The sequence below is a fragment of the Staphylococcus sp. AntiMn-1 genome (assembly GCF_001663395.1).
Classification (GTDB): domain Bacteria; phylum Bacillota; class Bacilli; order Staphylococcales; family Staphylococcaceae; genus Staphylococcus; species Staphylococcus equorum.
In genome coordinates this window covers 1,808,582-1,825,533 of sequence record NZ_CP012968.1, presented here as the reverse complement: position 1 = coordinate 1,825,533, position 16,952 = coordinate 1,808,582, and the positions used below count along the sequence as shown (strand labels likewise).

Below are 16,952 nucleotides of genomic sequence, written 5' to 3'. Positions count from 1 at the left end.
ATATGAATTCAGGTATGACATTATTTAACGACTGTGGATAACTTGTGCACAGTGTGTATGACTTTTACACATTATCCACAATTCCCCAAAATTTATCGTTACTACGTTATTCCTCATTTTTCTACAATTAATCTGTTATAGTACAGTTTTTTTATTGATTTCTAATTTCTTTTTCCAAGTTTTCAAGTTCTTGTTTAAAAGTTGAATCACTACTTACTTCTTTAGCTATTTTTTCATGTGCATGGATAACCGTAGTATGATCACGACCACCAAACTCTTCACCAATTTTAGGTAATGAAAAATCAGTTAGCTCACGTGATAGGTACATTGCAATTTGGCGCGGATAAGCAATGGATTTTGTACGTTTTTTAGCACTAAAATCTTCAATTCTTACGTTATAGTATTGTCCAACTATCTTTTGAATGTCCTGAATCGTGATTTTTTTCGATTTTGGCGCTTGGATAATATCTTTTAAGGCTGCAGCAGTTAATTCAGTTGTAATCGGTTGGCCTTGAAGTTTAGAAAATGCTAATACACGAGTGAGTGCACCTTCAAGTTCACGAATATTAGACTGGATTTGATTAGCAATATAAGTTAATGCTTCAGTTGGAATATTTAAATTTTCTTCTCCAATTTTTTTCTGCAAAATAGCCATTCTTGTCTCGTAATCAGGAGGCGTAATATCAACGATTAATCCCCACTCAAAGCGAGAACGCAAACGATCTTCTAATTTAGCAATTTCTTTCGGCGGTCTATCACTCGAAATAACAATTTGTTTGTTTGCTTGATGTAATTCATTAAAAGTATGGAAAAATTCTTCTTGCGTTTGCTCTTTATTTTGGATGAATTGAATATCATCTATTAATAAAACGTCAATATTACGGTATTTTTCTCTAAAACGCTCAGTTTTATTATCACGAATAGATTTAATAAATTCATTAGTAAATTTTTCACTAGACGTGTAAATAACTTTAGCATCAGGATTGTTTTCCAATACATAATGACCAATTGCATGCATTAGATGCGTTTTTCCTAAACCAACGCCACCATAAATGAAGAGCGGGTTATAGGCTTGAGCAGGTGCTTCGGCAACAGCAAGACTTGCTGCATGAGGAAATCTATTGCCAGGTCCGATCACAAAAGTATCAAAAGTATTGTGTGTATTGAATTGTTCGCCGCCAATGACAGCTTCATCTACACCTGGTGTATACTTTTTCTTTTGTGGCATCTCCTGACTTGTGTGTTGATTTTCACCGGACTTTAAACTCTCTAACTGATCTTCAGAATAGAAAACTGGCATAATTTCATGACCGATTGCCTCATATAATGCAGTTTGAATAATTTCAACATAATGTGTTTTTAACCAATTGGCAACAAATGGATCATCGATAACAACGATAGCTTCATCATTTTGCAATGAGTAAAGCTTAGTATCTTTAAGGAAAGTTTGATAGCTAGGATAACTTACTTTCTCTTGAGCCAAGGTTAGGACTTTTTCCCAAATTTCTTTTTCTGACATATGATTAAACTCCAACTTTCATAAATTTTAAAAGTTATACACAAAAACAACAGGCTTAAATAAAACTAATCACAGCATGTTGATAATTATCCACAAGTTACACACAATCAGTGGATAACTATTTACTAACTATGATTTATACACAGCTGTTTAGTATATAATTCAATAAAGTAAACCCTGTATCTATCAATATTTACATGACTTATCCACACAATTATACTTTTTAACAATGACCAATGTCAAATGGCTGTGAATATGTTGTTAAAACGTAGATGACCTTGTTAATAACATATATATTATCCACAAAAATAGAAAACTTAACTGTGCATAAGTGGATAACTTAGAGGAACAAACAGTATATCAAAAATTTAGCCATTTGTGAGCTTGGGAAATAATTTATAAAGATTGTATGGAAAATGTATAAAGAAAAATGAAGGTAATGCGGTTTATTTTTTAGATAGTGATATTTCTACTATAATAGGGTGAGGTTAGGGAATTTATAATTCAACACTTCCTTATATGCAATTGAATTTGGAAGTGTTTTGATTTTGCCTATAAAATTGCAAAGACTCAAATTGATGCTTGCTTTATAAAATATATTTTGTTATATTGTAGAAGTTGCTTGAATTATGACTAGAAATTAATAACAGTTAAATCAAGACTTAAGAGCAGAAGCGTATATTAATTTATCTATTATAATAGTTAGATAACCGAATAAAGATGGAGGTGTTTTTGCATGGTAAAACGTACTTATCAACCAAATAAACGTAAACATAGTAAAGTTCATGGTTTCAGAAAACGCATGAGCACAAAAAATGGTCGTAAAGTTTTGGCGCGTCGTCGTCGTAAAGGCCGCAAAGTACTATCAGCATAAGATCACTGACTCATCAGTGGTCTTTTTTTTGGTTTTAATGAAGGAAAATGACAGGAAATTACGTTAATTTTCGTTAGTAATTTAAGAAAATTAGTGATATAGATTAAACATATATAAAACATAATACATCTAATGAAGAGATAAGTGAGTGATGGTTGGTGGAAAAAGCGTATCGAATTAAAAAAAATGGTGATTTTCAATTTATTTATAAAAAAGGGAAATCAGTCGCTAATAGACAATTTGTAGTATACACAAAACCCAACAAAAATTTAGAACATTTCCGCCTAGGAATAAGTGTTTCTAAAAAAATAGGTAATGCTGTAGTCAGAACCCGTATTAAGAGAGCTATTCGTGAAAACTTCAAGGTACACAAAGAAGACATGATACCATTAGATATTGTAGTAATAGCGAGGAAGCCAGCTAAAGATATGGATACGTTACAAATTCAAGCGAGTCTTGAACATGTATTGAAAATAGCCAAGGCTTTTAATAAGCGTATCTAAGTAGGGTAGGGGAGCGGTTAATTAGACTATCGTTAGTCTAACCTCAGACAAACCTAAGACTAACTGTGTATTTTTTCAATCAAGATGTTCGCTTTTTGATAGGAAACTCTTTACAATATTATAATGATAAAATTTAGACAATAAAGGAGGCGAGATGGATGATGGATTTAGATACAATAACGAGTATATCCACGCCAATGGGCGAAGGTGCGATAGGTATTGTACGTTTATCTGGTGCTGATGCAGTTAACGTTGCTGACAAGTTATTTAAAGGAAAACAAAAACTTGTAGACGTAACATCTCATACAATTAATTATGGTCATATTATTGACCCGGAATCAGAAGAAGTTATAGAGGAAGTAATGGTTTCTGTGCTACGTGCACCGAAGACTTTTACCCGTGAAGATATTGTTGAAATCAACTGTCACGGTGGTATTTTAACAATTAATAGAGTGCTTGAATTAACAATGAGTAATGGGGCACGTATGGCTGAGCCAGGAGAATTTACGAAACGTGCGTTCTTAAATGGACGTATTGATTTATCTCAAGCGGAAGCGGTAATGGATTTTATTCGTTCTAAAACCGATCGTGCATCAAAAGTTGCAATGAATCAAATAGAAGGCCGTTTGAGTGATATGATTAAGCGACAGCGACAATCCATTCTCGAAATCCTTGCACAAGTCGAAGTTAATATAGATTACCCAGAATATGATGACGTAGAGGACGCTACTACAGAATTTTTATTAGGTAAATCAAGTGAAATTAAAGAAGAGATTAATAAATTATTAGAAACTGGTACGCAAGGTAAGATTATGAGAGAAGGTTTGTCTACAGTAATTGTCGGTAAACCGAATGTTGGTAAATCATCAATGCTTAATAATCTAATCCAAGATAATAAAGCTATTGTTACAGAAGTGCCAGGAACGACACGAGATACATTAGAAGAATACGTTAACGTTCGAGGTGTACCACTAAGATTAGTAGACACAGCAGGTATTCGTGAAACTGAAGATATTGTAGAGCGCATAGGTGTTGAACGTTCTCGAAAAGCATTGGGCGAGGCTGACTTAATCTTATTTGTATTAAATTATAACGAAGCGCTCTCTGAAGAAGACCGTAAACTTTATGAAGTAATCAAAAATGAAGACGCGATTGTTATTGTAAATAAAATGGATTTAGATAAACAATTGGATATAGATGAAGTTAAAGCAATGGTTGGAGATATGCCGTTAATCCAAACTTCTATGTTAAAGCAAGAAGGAATAGATCAATTAGAAATACAGATTAGAGATTTATTCTTTGGTGGCGATGTTCAAAATCAAGATATGACGTATGTATCTAATTCAAGGCATATTTCATTGTTAAAAGAGGCTAGGAATACAATTCAAGATGCAATAGATGCAGCAGAATCAGATATACCAATGGATATGATTCAAATTGACTTAACGAGAACTTGGGAAATATTAGGTGAAATCATCGGAGAATCCGCAAGTGATGAATTGATAGATCAATTATTTAGTCAGTTCTGTTTAGGAAAATAATAAGGAGGAAAATAGTATGGCTCAAGAATATGATGTAATAGTAATAGGAGCCGGGCATGCTGGTATTGAAGCAGGACTTGCTTCAGCTCGACGTGGTGCAAAAACGCTGATGTTAACAATTAACTTAGATAATATCGCGTTTATGCCATGTAATCCATCAGTTGGTGGACCGGCAAAAGGAATCGTCGTGCGTGAAATAGATGCCTTAGGTGGACAAATGGCCAAAACGATTGATAAAACGCACATTCAAATGCGTATGTTAAACACGGGTAAAGGCCCAGCAGTGAGAGCATTACGTGCACAAGCAGATAAAGTATTGTATCAACAAGAAATGAAAAAAGTAATTGAAGATGAAGAAAACCTTGATATTATGCAAGGCATGGTAGATGACTTAATGATTGAAGATGATGTGATTAAAGGCGTACGTACTAATATTGGAACAGAATACTGGGCAGAGGCAGTTATTATTACAACAGGTACATTTTTACGTGGTGAAATCATCTTAGGAAACATGAAATATTCAAGTGGCCCTAACCACCAATTACCATCTATTTCATTAGCTGATAATTTAAGAAACCTTGGCTTCGAAGTTGTTAGATTTAAGACAGGTACACCACCTCGTGTAAATGCGAAAACAATTGATTATTCTAAAACTGAAATCCAACCAGGTGACGATGTAGGTAGAGCGTTTAGTTTTGAAACTACTGAATACATCTTAGATCAATTACCATGTTGGTTAACATATACAAATGCTGATACACACCAAGTGATTGATGATAATTTACATCTATCAGCAATGTATTCAGGAATGATTAAAGGTACAGGTCCAAGATATTGTCCATCAATTGAAGATAAATTTGTGCGTTTCAACGATAAACCACGTCACCAATTATTCTTAGAACCAGAAGGACGTAATACGAATGAAGTTTACGTACAAGGATTATCTACAAGTCTTCCAGAACATGTACAAAGACAAATGGTAGAAACAATCCCTGGTCTAGAAAAAGCAGACATGATGCGTGCAGGATATGCAATTGAATACGATGCACTCGTACCTACACAATTATGGCCAACACTTGAAACTAAAAAAATCAAAAACTTGTACACTGCTGGTCAAATCAACGGTACATCAGGTTATGAAGAAGCGGCTGGACAAGGTATTATGGCTGGTATTAATGCAGCAGCTAGAGTACAAAATAAAGATGAAGTTGTATTAAGCCGTTCTGACGCATATATCGGTGTATTAATTGATGATCTTGTTACGAAAGGTACAAATGAACCTTACCGTTTATTAACTTCTCGTGCAGAGTACCGTCTATTAATAAGACATGATAACGCAGATTTACGTCTAACTGATTTAGGTCATGAATTAGGAATGATTTCTGAAGAGCGTTATGCACGTTTTAATGCAAAACGAGACATGATAAAATCAGAACAAGAACGTTTAGCTAGCATCCGAGTGAAACCACATGATCGCGTTCAAGAAATTATTGAAGCACAAGGTGGTTCTCGCTTGAAAGATGGTATTTTAGCATTAGAATTGTTACGTCGTCCTGAAATGACTTACGACCTAATTCTTGAAATTCTGGATGAATCACATGTACTTCCATCTGATGTTGAAGAACAAGTAGAAATTCAAACGAAATACGAAGGCTACATCAACAAGTCGTTACAACAAGTTGAAAAAGTAAAACGTATGGAAGAGAAAAAAATTCCAGAAGACTTAGATTACAGTGTGGTAGATAGTTTAGCGACTGAAGCGCGTGAAAAATTAACAGAAGTTAAGCCATTAAACATTGCGCAAGCTTCTCGTATATCTGGTGTGAATCCAGCTGATATCTCAATTTTACTTGTTTTTCTTGAACAAGGAAAAATCCAAAGGGTGAAAAATTAAGATGAGTGTAGAATGGTTAACTAAGCAACTCAGTACACAAGGAATAGAACTTTCTGAAGAACAACAACGACAATTTCAAACGTATTATCAAATGCTTGTTGAATGGAATAAAAAAATAAATTTAACAAGTATCACTGAAGAACATGAAGTGTATTTGAAACATTTTTATGATTCAATTGCGCCAAGTTTTTATACGGATTTGACTAAAGAATTAACAATCTGTGATATAGGTGCTGGTGCTGGTTTCCCAAGCATTCCTTTGAAAATTATTTATCCGAATTTAAAAGTTACAATTGTAGATTCGTTAAATAAACGTATAAAATTTTTGAATCAATTAGCGGAAGCGCTAGACCTTGAAAACGTAAATTTCGTGCATGATCGTGCCGAAACGTTTGGCAAAGGAGTCTACAGGGAGTCTTATGATATTGTAACTGCACGTGCTGTTGCTAGACTTTCAGTATTAAGTGAATTGTGTCTGCCTTTAGTTAAGAAAGGCGGTCAATTCATCGCTTTAAAATCTTCTAAAGGTGAAGAAGAATTAGAAGAAGCACGTTTCGGTTTAGGTATCTTGGGTGGTAAAGTTCGAGAAACAATTTCATATGAATTGCCAGAAGAAGCAGGCGAGAGACAAATGATCCTTATAGACAAGAGAAGTCAGACACCTAAGAAGTATCCTAGAAAACCAGGAACACCGAATAAGTCTCCATTGCTTAACAAGTAAATGCAAATCAATACAATTAATTTAGAGGGAGCGCATGGAAAATGAAGAAACCTTTTTCTAAATTATTTGGTTTAAAGAACAAAGATGACATTGTTGGTTATATTGAAGAAGATCATAATAATAGCGTCGAATCTATTCATATCGAACGTATTGTGCCAAACCGTTATCAACCAAGACAAGTATTTGAGCCAAATAAGATAAAAGAACTCGCAGAATCAATAGAAGAACATGGTTTGTTACAGCCTATCGTCGTACGTCCAATAGAAGAAGATATGTTTGAAATTATTGCTGGTGAACGTAGATTTAGAGCGTTTCAATCACTTGGTAAAACACACGCAGAAGTCATTATTAGATATTTAGATGATGAAGAGACTGCAGTGGTTGCACTTATTGAAAATATTCAACGTGAAAACCTATCTGTCGTTGAAGAAGCGGAAGCATATAAAAAGTTATTGGAAATCGGGGATACCACACAGAGTGAATTAGCTAAAAGTGTTGGTAAAAGTCAAAGTTTCATAGCTAATAAACTGCGTTTATTAAAATTAGCACCTAAAGTCATCGAACGTTTACGTGAAGGTAAGATTACTGAACGTCACGCTCGTGCAATGTTAAGTTTGTCAGAAGAAAATCAAGAAATAATGGTTGAAACTGTTATTAGCCAGAAGCTAAATGTAAAACAAACAGAAGCACGAGTGAAACAAAAAGTTGGCCCTGAAAAGGTGACGGCTCAAACATTTGGATTTGAAAAAGACTTAACTGACGCACGTGATGCAGTTGGTAAAAGTCTTGAAAGTATTGAAAAAAGCGGTATTAAGTATGAACATCAAGCTAAAGATCATGACGACTATTATGAAATAAAGATTAAATTATACAAACGTTAATATAACCAAAATAAAACAATCTGGGAAATAGATCCTAGATTAAATCACTGACTGTTAGAATCCTAGTTGGAAATCTAACAGTCTTTTTTATGTTTAAATTTTATTAAGTTAATATAAAAATTCCATTGTAATATTGTGATAAATCAGAAACTGTGATTAAATTAAGAAAACGCTTACACATTATCTAAAGGGGGGGATGATAATATGATCACGTTTATCGTATCTATTATTTTATTAGTTATAGGTTATTTCACTTATGGTAAATACATCGATAAGATGTTTGGCACAAAAGTAGAACGACCGACGCCAGCATTTCATCAAAGGGACGATGTCGATTACTTACCGATGAAGACATCATCTAATTCACTGATTCAGTTATTAAACATCGCTGGTGTTGGTCCTATTTTCGGACCAATTATGGGAGCACTTTATGGGCCTGTCGCATTTATTTGGATTGTTGTGGGTTGTATTTTTGCAGGGGCGGTTCACGACTATTTAACTGGGATGATTTCAATCAGAAATAAAGGCGCTCATTTACCTGAGCTTGCTGGTAAGTTTTTAGGAAAAGTGATGAAACACTTTGTTAATATTTTTTCTATTTTATTATTACTTTTAACAGGGACAGTATTTGTTACAAGCCCGGCATTATTATTACATAATTTATTAGACGGACGTATTGCATTAGGTATCATTATTTTTGTTATCTTTATTTATTACGTTCTTTCTACAATTTTACCTATTGATAAAATTATTGGTCGTATTTATCCAATATTTGGGGCATTATTATTAATCAGTGCGGTTGGTATAGGGTTCCGTCTTATTCAAACGGGCGCACCGATTCCAGAAATTAATTTAAAAAACATGCATCCTGATGGGGCGTCTATTTTCCCATTATTATTCTTCACGATTACTTGTGGGGCATTATCTGGTTTCCATGCGACTCAAACACCAATTATTTCTAGAACAACGAAAAAAGAAAATAATGGTCGTTTTATCTTTTACGGCATGATGATTGCTGAAGGGATTATCGCTATGATTTGGGCAGCAGCAGGCATGAGTCTATTTAATGGTTACAATGGACTTAGTGATGTATTAGCCCGTGGTGAGGCAGCATTAGTGGTAAGTGAAGCTTCTCATCTATTATTAGGTTCTGTATTTGGAACAATGGCAGTGTTAGGCGTAATCATCTTACCGATTACAAGTGGGGACACATCTTTCCGTAGTGCTAGAATGATTATTGCGGATTATTTAAATTATGGTCAACGTAGTGTTGTCAAAAGAATTATCGTAGCTGCACCATTATTTGTAATTAGTTTCGGTTTGACTCAAGTAGATTTCACAGTACTTTGGCGTTATTTCTCTTGGGCTAACCAAACAACTGCCACTGTTGCGTTATGGGTCGGGGCTATGTATCTACTCATGGCTAAAAAGAATTTCTGGGTTGCAGCAATACCAGCCGTGTTCATGACATGGAATATATTTACGTATATTCTTAGTCAGCCAATTGGTTTAGGATTAGATCTTACATTAAGCTATGTGTTAGCGTTTGGCCTGACGATACTATGGATTCTGTACTTTGGTTATCAATATAAGAAAATCACTGCAGGTGAAGAATTTGAATTAGATCACCAAATTCAATATCAGCAACAAACAACTTAAGTTTTTATATTGGCAGTATTTGGATGATAGTTAGTCTTTAGGGAGCGGAATACGGAATCAGATTTTGATTTCTATCTCGCTCCCTTTATGATGTCTAAAGGTAGTCTTAAAAACATTGATATCATAGGTGTAAAAGCATTTTGACAATTGAAAAGGTGCATATGTCAAAGAACTTTGGTAGTCTAATAATGATTTCCATATTAATCTCAAGTCAAAGGAGCATGACAATGAATTTAGGTTCTCAAATTAAGTATTTCAGACAGCGTGATTATTTATCTCAAGAAGATTTAGCAGAGAAATTATATGTTTCACGACAAACAATTTCTAATTGGGAGAATGATAAGAGTTATCCAGATGTTCATAATTTACTTATGCTTAGTTCATTGTTTGATGTTTCTTTAGACGATTTAGTCAAAGGAGACGTGGAGATTATGGAACAGAAATTAAAGCAAACGAACTTTAACTTGTGGTCACATTTAATGGTGTGGCCGATGTTATTAGCAGCGATTTTATTTGGTCCAGCAATTTATTATTGGGGAACGATTGGCATAGTCATTGAGGTTGTGCTATTTATTATTGCGATGTACGCTTCTATCAAAGTAGATTTAATTAAGAAGTCTAATAATATGCAAACTTACGATCGAATCGTAGCTTTTATGAAGGGTGAAGATCCTAATGAGGTTAATACTACAAAACTAAGAAATACCCTAACATTTATATATACCTTCGTATTAACCGTAGGCGGTTTTTTAATCATTATGTTATTAAGTATGTATTTTTTTAAATAAAAAATATAGTAAAAGCATCTTTCAAATTTTGAGAGATGCTTTTTTATGTAAACGGGACTGAATGAACTTTTTAGTGTTTTTATAACTTCCATTAAGAATTATCGCAATAAAGATTTGAATGACCAGTTTAGTAGTAATCAACTCCCTACAATTTAATAAATATATTTGTAGATTATGTACATAATGAAATACCTTAAAAATCAAGATACATGCATGCTTATCGGTATTCATTTCAAAAAAGTATCATTAATATCAAGGGAATTTTTACATTTAAATTGCATTTGATTTAAAAGAGTAAAAAACTACCTTAATTTAAGAAAGCGTTTACAAATAATAAATAAGGTGATATATTAACGTTAATTTGGTTAGTTAAATTAACAAACCAACTAAAATAAGGGGGAATTGCTAAAAGTTAACGCGTAAAAATAACTATACATATTACTGGTTTGGACATTCTAATTTATGAATAGTTGTTTTGTTAATCATCTATGAGCAGACATACATTAAAAATTAATGGGGTGGGGTTATGTCCGATAGTTATGATTCTAAACAAAGTGATAAGAATGAACGATTAGGAATGCCAGAGAAACTTACTTTTGGTATCGGGGATTTTGGAGCAAATTATAGTTGGACCTTTATTGCATCTTTTATAATAATTTATATGACTGATGTAGTGGGAATTGCTGGTGCTGTTATCGGTACTATCATTCTAATTTGTCGATTTGCAGATGGTTTTTCGGATTTGTTTATGGGAAGTATTATTGACAATACAAATACAAAGATGGGCAAGGCCAAGCCATGGGTATTTTGGACTGCTCCTATATTAGGTATTTTAACAATTTTATTATTTAACGTGCCACAATCACTTGGAGATACTGGAAAAATCACTTATATATTCGTAGTATACTCCTTGATATCAGTCGTTTTTTACACTGCTAATAACGTTGCGTATTCTTCACTTGTGTCGTTTATGACAAAGAATGAAACTGACCGTGTTTCATTGGGAAGTATTCGTTTTATTTTTGCTAACTTAAGTGTGTTGTGTATTACGACATTTACCACATTTTTAGTTAATGGATTTGGTGGTGGTCAACAAGGTTGGACGGTTACATCTATTATTTACGGGGCATTATGTGCTATACCATTAATGATTGCAGGATATTTTGTAACAGAAAGAAACGTTGCGACTAAGAAATATGACCACGTTGATAAAAAAGGTGTCAAAAAACAAAAAAAACGCATACCTTTTACATTAATTATAAAAACATTAATAACAGAAAAATACTTTCTTATTACTATTGTTTTATATTTACTATGGTATTTACGTCAAACAGATAATAGCATGAGAATATATTATGCTACGTATATTTTTAACGATGAAAATGTTATGGCACTTTTAAGTTTTTCTACTTTAATCCCAACAATTTTAGGTTTACTTCTTGCAGCTAAATTTTCAGAAAAGGTTGGAATTAAGAAAAGTATCATTATTGGTTTAGTAATATCAATTATTTCTTATATCATTATGAGTTTGTTCTCGGAAAACTTAACTATGTTAGTTATAGGTTTAGTTATAAATGGTATAGGAATCGTACCATTTACTGCTGCACTAAGTGGTATTGTTGCAGATATTGGCGATATTATATATTGGAAAACAGGAGTTCCAGTACAAGGCTCAGTGTTTAGTTTGGCTAGTGCTGGGATGAAAATCGGATCCGGTCTACAGTCAGCTATTGTAGGGTGGTCATTGTCTATCGGTGGTTATGTCGCAGGAGCTTCAATACAATCTGAAAGTACTATTTTTGCCATAAAATCGATGCAAATATACTTTCCGTTTTTAATGGTTACACTAATAATGATTGTCACATTCTTTTTAAATTATGAAAAATTCATAGGTAAAGTTAAGGACCAAATAAGAAATAATGAAGTGGGAGAATTGAGAAATAAACAAATATATAAATAAGCGGAGGTTATATTATGTCAAAAAAATTATATGTAGCTAAAACAGGATCAGATTTTGCTAAAGGGTCTGAGGATGAGCCATTATTAACAATTAACAAAGCGGCTTCGCTTGCGTTACCAGGGGATACTGTAATCGTTCATGAAGGCGTATATAGAGAAGAAATAAACGACATAAATTCAGGATTAAGCGAGTCTCGCAGAATTACATTTGAAAGTGCAAAAAATGAAAAAGTTACTATAAAAGGCTCTGAAGAAATAAACGATTGGCATCTTGTAGAAGGAAATATATGGAAAGTAGAAGTGCCTAATCAATTATTCAAAACATTTAATCCGTTTTCAGTGAAATTATTTGGTGATTGGCTTGAGGTTGATAATAACCAGACTTTAGGGCAAGTATATTTAAATGGTTATGCACTATTTGAAGTAAGTACTTTTGAGAGATTGAAAAATCCACAAAAAATCGAAAAAGTATTTGATCATTGGACTGAAAAAGAAGTTGATTTTGATTACGCTGATTTATCGACATTTTTATGGTATGCGGAAGTAAATGAAAATAGTACTACAATTTACGCTAATTTTCAAAACAATAATCCAAATGAAGAATTAATAGAAATAAACGTCAGAGAACATGTATTTTCGCCAAATCAAACACATACTAATTATATAACGATTCGTAATTTTGAATTAGCGCATGCTGCAACACAATGGTCTCCACCTACAGCTAAACAAACTGGTTTGATTGATACGAATTGGAGTAAAAAATGGATCGTAGAAAATAATTATATACATGATTCAATGTGTAGTGGTGTTTCAATTGGTAAAGAGATATCTACCGGACAAAACTTTAGTTCAATTAGAAAAGATAAACCTGGCTATCAATACCAAATAGAAACAGTTTTTAGTGCTGTTAACGCTGATTGGAATAAAGAAACAATAGGATCACACATTATTAGAAATAATAAAATTAGCGATTGTGGACAAAATGCTATTGTGGGACATTTAGGGTGCGCTTTTAGTGAAATATATAATAACCACATCTTTAATATTGGTAATAGAAGAGCGTTTTTCGGATATGAAATTGCCGGTATTAAACTACATGCGGCTTTAGATACACAAGTTTATAATAATTACGTTCATAACTGCTCTTTAGGTATGTGGTTTGATTGGCAAACTCAAGGAACAAGAATTAGTAAAAATATATTTAATGAAAATACAAGGGATCTTTTTGTAGAAGTGACAAGCGGACCTTATCTCGTCGATAATAATATATTAACTGCTGATTACGCTTTAGATAATCATGCACAAGGTGGTGCTTACGTTAATAATATTATTAACGGTGAAATGGTTCATAGATTGATGCTAGATAGATCAACGCCTTATCATGTGCCACATAGTACATTAGTCGCTGGATTTGCTCCAGTCTATGGAGGAGACGATAGATTCTACAATAATATATTTATAGGGAAAAATGCTGTAAATAATATTGGAACGGAACTGTATAATGGTTATACAACATCTTTAGAAGAATATAAGTATTTGGTCTCTCAAGAAGAAGGAGATCACCAAGCGTATCATAAAATAAAACAACCTGTTTTTATTAACAATAATGCTTATTTCAATAAAGCCAAACACTTTGAAAAAGAAGAAAATAATTTAATAGATGAGAACTTTAATCCTGCATTATCTTTAGAAGAAGAATCAGAAGGTTTATATCTTAACATTTCATTACCACCATCATTTTTTGAAATTAAAGGAGAAACCCAATCAAGTGATACTTTACCTAAAGTAAGACTAGTAGATGCAGACTTTGAAAGTCCGAACGAAATGCCAATCAGTATTAATACTGATTTAGTAGAAAATATGAGAACGGATACTACACTGTTAGGACCAATTGAAAGTTTACAAGCTGGTGAAAACAAAGTGTTAATTTGGAAACGTGCTGAAATTTAAGAATATCTAAAGGACTAAGTCATTATGATACAGATAAAACGCACAAGATAATTAAAGTACTCTATCTTTAATAAATGTGATACGACCACAATTTGAAGCCCCCTAAAATCTAAATTTTAGGGGGTTTTTCATTTATTTGAAACATTGTTAGCTCAGAGGCTGACTATTTTAATTTTGGTTTTTAAGTTTATGAAAAGACTTCTTTTAATATCTTTTTGCTGGTATCATGCTTATCTTTTGTCATAAGTCTGTTAATCAATTTAGAATATTGGATGTTTTTAATGTTCTTCAATTGATTTGCTAATTGTCTTTCATCAGACGGTACTTCAGGGAAATCACCTAATTCAAATATATCAAAGTAAAAACCAACATCATTTTGATAATTTTTATCATCTTCTTGAAGTAAAAATATAGGTTTACTTAAGTGAGCGTAATCAAATATTGTCGATGAATAATCTGTAATCATTGCATCAGCTATAATATAAAGTTCTTTAATTCGTAATTTCAATTTAGTTCACTGTTATTCTTTTGTATTACAACCATTTTTTGAACCGCATGAACTGCATTTTCCTTCTTTGGATTTTTTCATAAATTTAGTTAATGTAAATATAGTGTAGCCAAAAATTGCTGAAAATATAACGATGTTAATGATAATCGACATAAAATCACATCCTTAAATAAAAAATTGGCAAACTTGGTAGAAGATGAATGTCAGTACATAGGCAGCAATTAAAGGGTAGGCTACTGCGAATATGGTCCATTTTAAAGAATAGGTTTCCTTGCGAATGGTTGCTACAGTCGATAAGCAAGGGATGTACAATAGGATAAATATCATAAATGCATAGGCTGATAATGACGTAAATTGATCTTGAACGATGTTTACTAATCCGTCTTCATCTGAAGCGTAAATAATAACCATCGAACTAACTATGACTTCTTTAACTAAGAATCCTGGAATAAGTGTCGCACCTGCTTGCCAAGTTCCGAATCCTAACGGTGCAACTAAAACTGCAAAGAAACTTCCGATAGAATGTAAAAAGCTGTCGTTTACATCTACATTGAAACCACTTGGTCCTGTATAATTTAATAGCCAAATAACGACTGAACCTGCAAAGATGAATGTTCCTGCTTTTTTAACAAATCCTTTTGCTTTTTCCCAGGTACTTCTCCAAAGTGTTTTGATAGAAGGTAAACGATATGTTGGAAATTCAACGATAAATACTGAATCATCATTTTTTAATACAGTTTTAGTCAGTAAGACACTTGTTAATAATGCGATGACAATACCAAGTACATAAAGACTTAACACAATGAGCGCTTGATTTTGCTCGAAGAAAACACCAACAAATAATGCATATACAGGTAGCCTTGCAGAACATGACATAAATGGTGCAATTAAAATTGTTGTAAGACGTTCTTTCTCACTTTCAATACTACGTGCAGCCATAATACTTACATCCGAAACCAATAATCATAGGAATAAAGGATTTACCGCTTAAGCCAAAGGTTTCCATAATTCTATCCATCAATATAGCTATACGTGCCATGTAGCCTGAATCTTCGAGTAAAGAAATAAAGAAGAAAAGTACGATAATTTGAGGGACGAATACTAATACACCCCCAACACCTGCGATAACTCCGTCAGTAATTAAGTCCTGTAAGAAAGCTACAACACCAAGGTTGTCCATGGCTGACTTAACTGTTTCGGTAAATGTACCACCAAGAAATTCATCAAGCTGATCAGATAATGGTGTACCAACCCATGTAAATGTAATGTGGAATATGAGCCACATTATGCCTAAGAAGATAGGGATACCTAATATTCTATGTGTTAGCAATTTATCTATACGATTAGAAAGATATTGTTGTTCTTCATCAGGATATTCAATCACACCGTCTAATAATTGAGCTATGTAGTCACTACGTTTACGTTGTACTAATTCACGAATAGAACAGTCTAGTAAATCAGATAATGTTTCACGTAATGGGATGATTTTTTCTAACACGGTTTTATCGAGTAATTCATGAATTTTAGGATTATCTAAAAGGAATTGTATAGCGATAAATCTGAAAAGCTGTTTATCGAAAGAAGTATGTTCAGATAAATATTTTTCAATACGAGATATTGTATCTTCTAATTTATCGCCATAATTTATTTTCAAAGGTCTAGATTTTGATAATGAATGGTCTTTAAGCGAATGTAATAAATGAGTCGTGCCTTTACCACTTCTAGCTATGATAGGTAATAAAGGTAGTTTTAATTTTTTCATTAGAGCAGTTTGATTAATACGAATACCACGTTTTGTGGCTACATCTATCATATTTAAGCCGATAATAATGGGTGCACCTAATTCCATTAATTGAACTGTTAATTGTAAATTTCGTTTGAGTTGGCTTGCATCTATGATATTAATCATACCTGAGAACTCATTGTTTAATAAATAGTCGGTTACTACAGTTTCATCTTTAGAAATAGGTGATAGTTCGTATATACCAGGTAAATCTATAAGGCTACCAGCATTCTCTTTTAGACGGCCGACCTTCTTCTCAACGGTAACACCGCTCCAGTTGCCTACATATTCGTAAGTGCCAGTTAACGCATTAAATAATGAGGTCTTACCTACATTAGGATTTCCTAGGATACAATAGCTATTATTCATGTG

At 33.1% G+C, this 16,952-nt stretch carries 13 protein-coding genes and 1 pseudogene; 10 read left to right on the top strand and 4 right to left on the bottom strand.

Going from position 1 to position 16,952, the window contains the following annotated elements; all coding sequences use genetic code 11:
- Nucleotides 1-151: 151 nt before the first annotated feature.
- On the bottom strand, nucleotides 152-1,519 hold the full coding sequence (gene dnaA, locus AOB58_RS08965) for a chromosomal replication initiator protein DnaA (protein WP_002506214.1): 1,368 nt from the start codon (nucleotides 1,517-1,519) through the stop codon (nucleotides 152-154).
- Nucleotides 1,520-2,255: 736 nt separating this feature from the next.
- Here dnaA and rpmH point away from each other — a divergent pair.
- From rpmH to AOB58_RS08915, 10 genes are all read left to right on the top strand, one after another.
- A complete protein-coding gene (gene rpmH / locus AOB58_RS08960; RefSeq protein WP_000240855.1) occupies nucleotides 2,256-2,393 on the top strand; it encodes a 50S ribosomal protein L34 in 138 nt (45 codons plus the stop codon).
- Between the two features lie 158 nt (nucleotides 2,394-2,551).
- On the top strand, nucleotides 2,552-2,896 hold the full coding sequence (gene rnpA / locus AOB58_RS08955) for a ribonuclease P protein component (protein WP_002506213.1): 345 nt from the start codon (nucleotides 2,552-2,554) through the stop codon (nucleotides 2,894-2,896).
- Nucleotides 2,897-3,057: 161 nt separating this feature from the next.
- On the top strand, nucleotides 3,058-4,437 hold the full coding sequence (gene mnmE / locus AOB58_RS08950) for a tRNA uridine-5-carboxymethylaminomethyl(34) synthesis GTPase MnmE (RefSeq protein ID WP_031266010.1): 1,380 nt from the start codon (nucleotides 3,058-3,060) through the stop codon (nucleotides 4,435-4,437).
- A 16-nt stretch (nucleotides 4,438-4,453) separates the two neighbouring features.
- Complete coding sequence (gene mnmG / locus AOB58_RS08945) at nucleotides 4,454-6,331, top strand: tRNA uridine-5-carboxymethylaminomethyl(34) synthesis enzyme MnmG (RefSeq protein ID WP_002506211.1); 1,878 nt, start codon at nucleotides 4,454-4,456, stop codon at nucleotides 6,329-6,331.
- Nucleotide 6,332: 1 nt separating this feature from the next.
- Nucleotides 6,333-7,052 (top strand): 16S rRNA (guanine(527)-N(7))-methyltransferase RsmG, encoded by a 720-nt coding sequence (gene rsmG, locus AOB58_RS08940; protein WP_064783315.1) that lies wholly within the window; start codon nucleotides 6,333-6,335, stop codon nucleotides 7,050-7,052.
- 41 nt (nucleotides 7,053-7,093) lie between these two features.
- Complete coding sequence (locus AOB58_RS08935) at nucleotides 7,094-7,933, top strand: ParB/RepB/Spo0J family partition protein (protein WP_064783314.1); 840 nt, start codon at nucleotides 7,094-7,096, stop codon at nucleotides 7,931-7,933.
- Nucleotides 7,934-8,137: 204 nt separating this feature from the next.
- Nucleotides 8,138-9,592 (top strand): carbon starvation CstA family protein, encoded by a 1,455-nt coding sequence (locus AOB58_RS08930; protein WP_002506208.1) that lies wholly within the window; start codon nucleotides 8,138-8,140, stop codon nucleotides 9,590-9,592.
- Nucleotides 9,593-9,819: 227 nt separating this feature from the next.
- The gene (locus AOB58_RS08925) at nucleotides 9,820-10,380 is read left to right on the top strand and encodes a helix-turn-helix domain-containing protein (RefSeq protein WP_002506207.1); all 561 of its coding nucleotides are present in this window, start codon (nucleotides 9,820-9,822) and stop codon (nucleotides 10,378-10,380) included.
- Nucleotides 10,381-10,906: 526 nt separating this feature from the next.
- Nucleotides 10,907-12,340, top strand: coding sequence for an MFS transporter (locus AOB58_RS08920; protein WP_002511875.1), 1,434 nt, complete (start codon nucleotides 10,907-10,909; stop codon nucleotides 12,338-12,340).
- Nucleotides 12,341-12,354: 14 nt separating this feature from the next.
- Nucleotides 12,355-14,289: a right-handed parallel beta-helix repeat-containing protein gene (locus AOB58_RS08915; RefSeq protein ID WP_064783313.1), complete on the top strand. Its 1,935-nt coding sequence runs from the start codon at nucleotides 12,355-12,357 to the stop codon at nucleotides 14,287-14,289.
- A gap of 187 nt (nucleotides 14,290-14,476) precedes the next feature.
- On the opposite strand, the gene AOB58_RS08910 is transcribed toward AOB58_RS08915, so the two are convergent.
- The 3 genes and pseudogenes from AOB58_RS08910 to feoB form a co-directional block, all read right to left on the bottom strand.
- Nucleotides 14,477-14,797: a CDP-glycerol glycerophosphotransferase family protein gene (locus AOB58_RS08910; protein ID WP_037539352.1), complete on the bottom strand. Its 321-nt coding sequence runs from the start codon at nucleotides 14,795-14,797 to the stop codon at nucleotides 14,477-14,479.
- A gap of 12 nt (nucleotides 14,798-14,809) precedes the next feature.
- Nucleotides 14,810-14,950: a FeoB-associated Cys-rich membrane protein gene (locus tag AOB58_RS13340; protein ID WP_002506203.1), complete on the bottom strand. Its 141-nt coding sequence runs from the start codon at nucleotides 14,948-14,950 to the stop codon at nucleotides 14,810-14,812.
- Between the two features lie 12 nt (nucleotides 14,951-14,962).
- A pseudogene (gene feoB, locus AOB58_RS08905) lies at nucleotides 14,963-16,949 on the bottom strand (ferrous iron transport protein B).
- Nucleotides 16,950-16,952 lie beyond the last annotated feature (3 nt).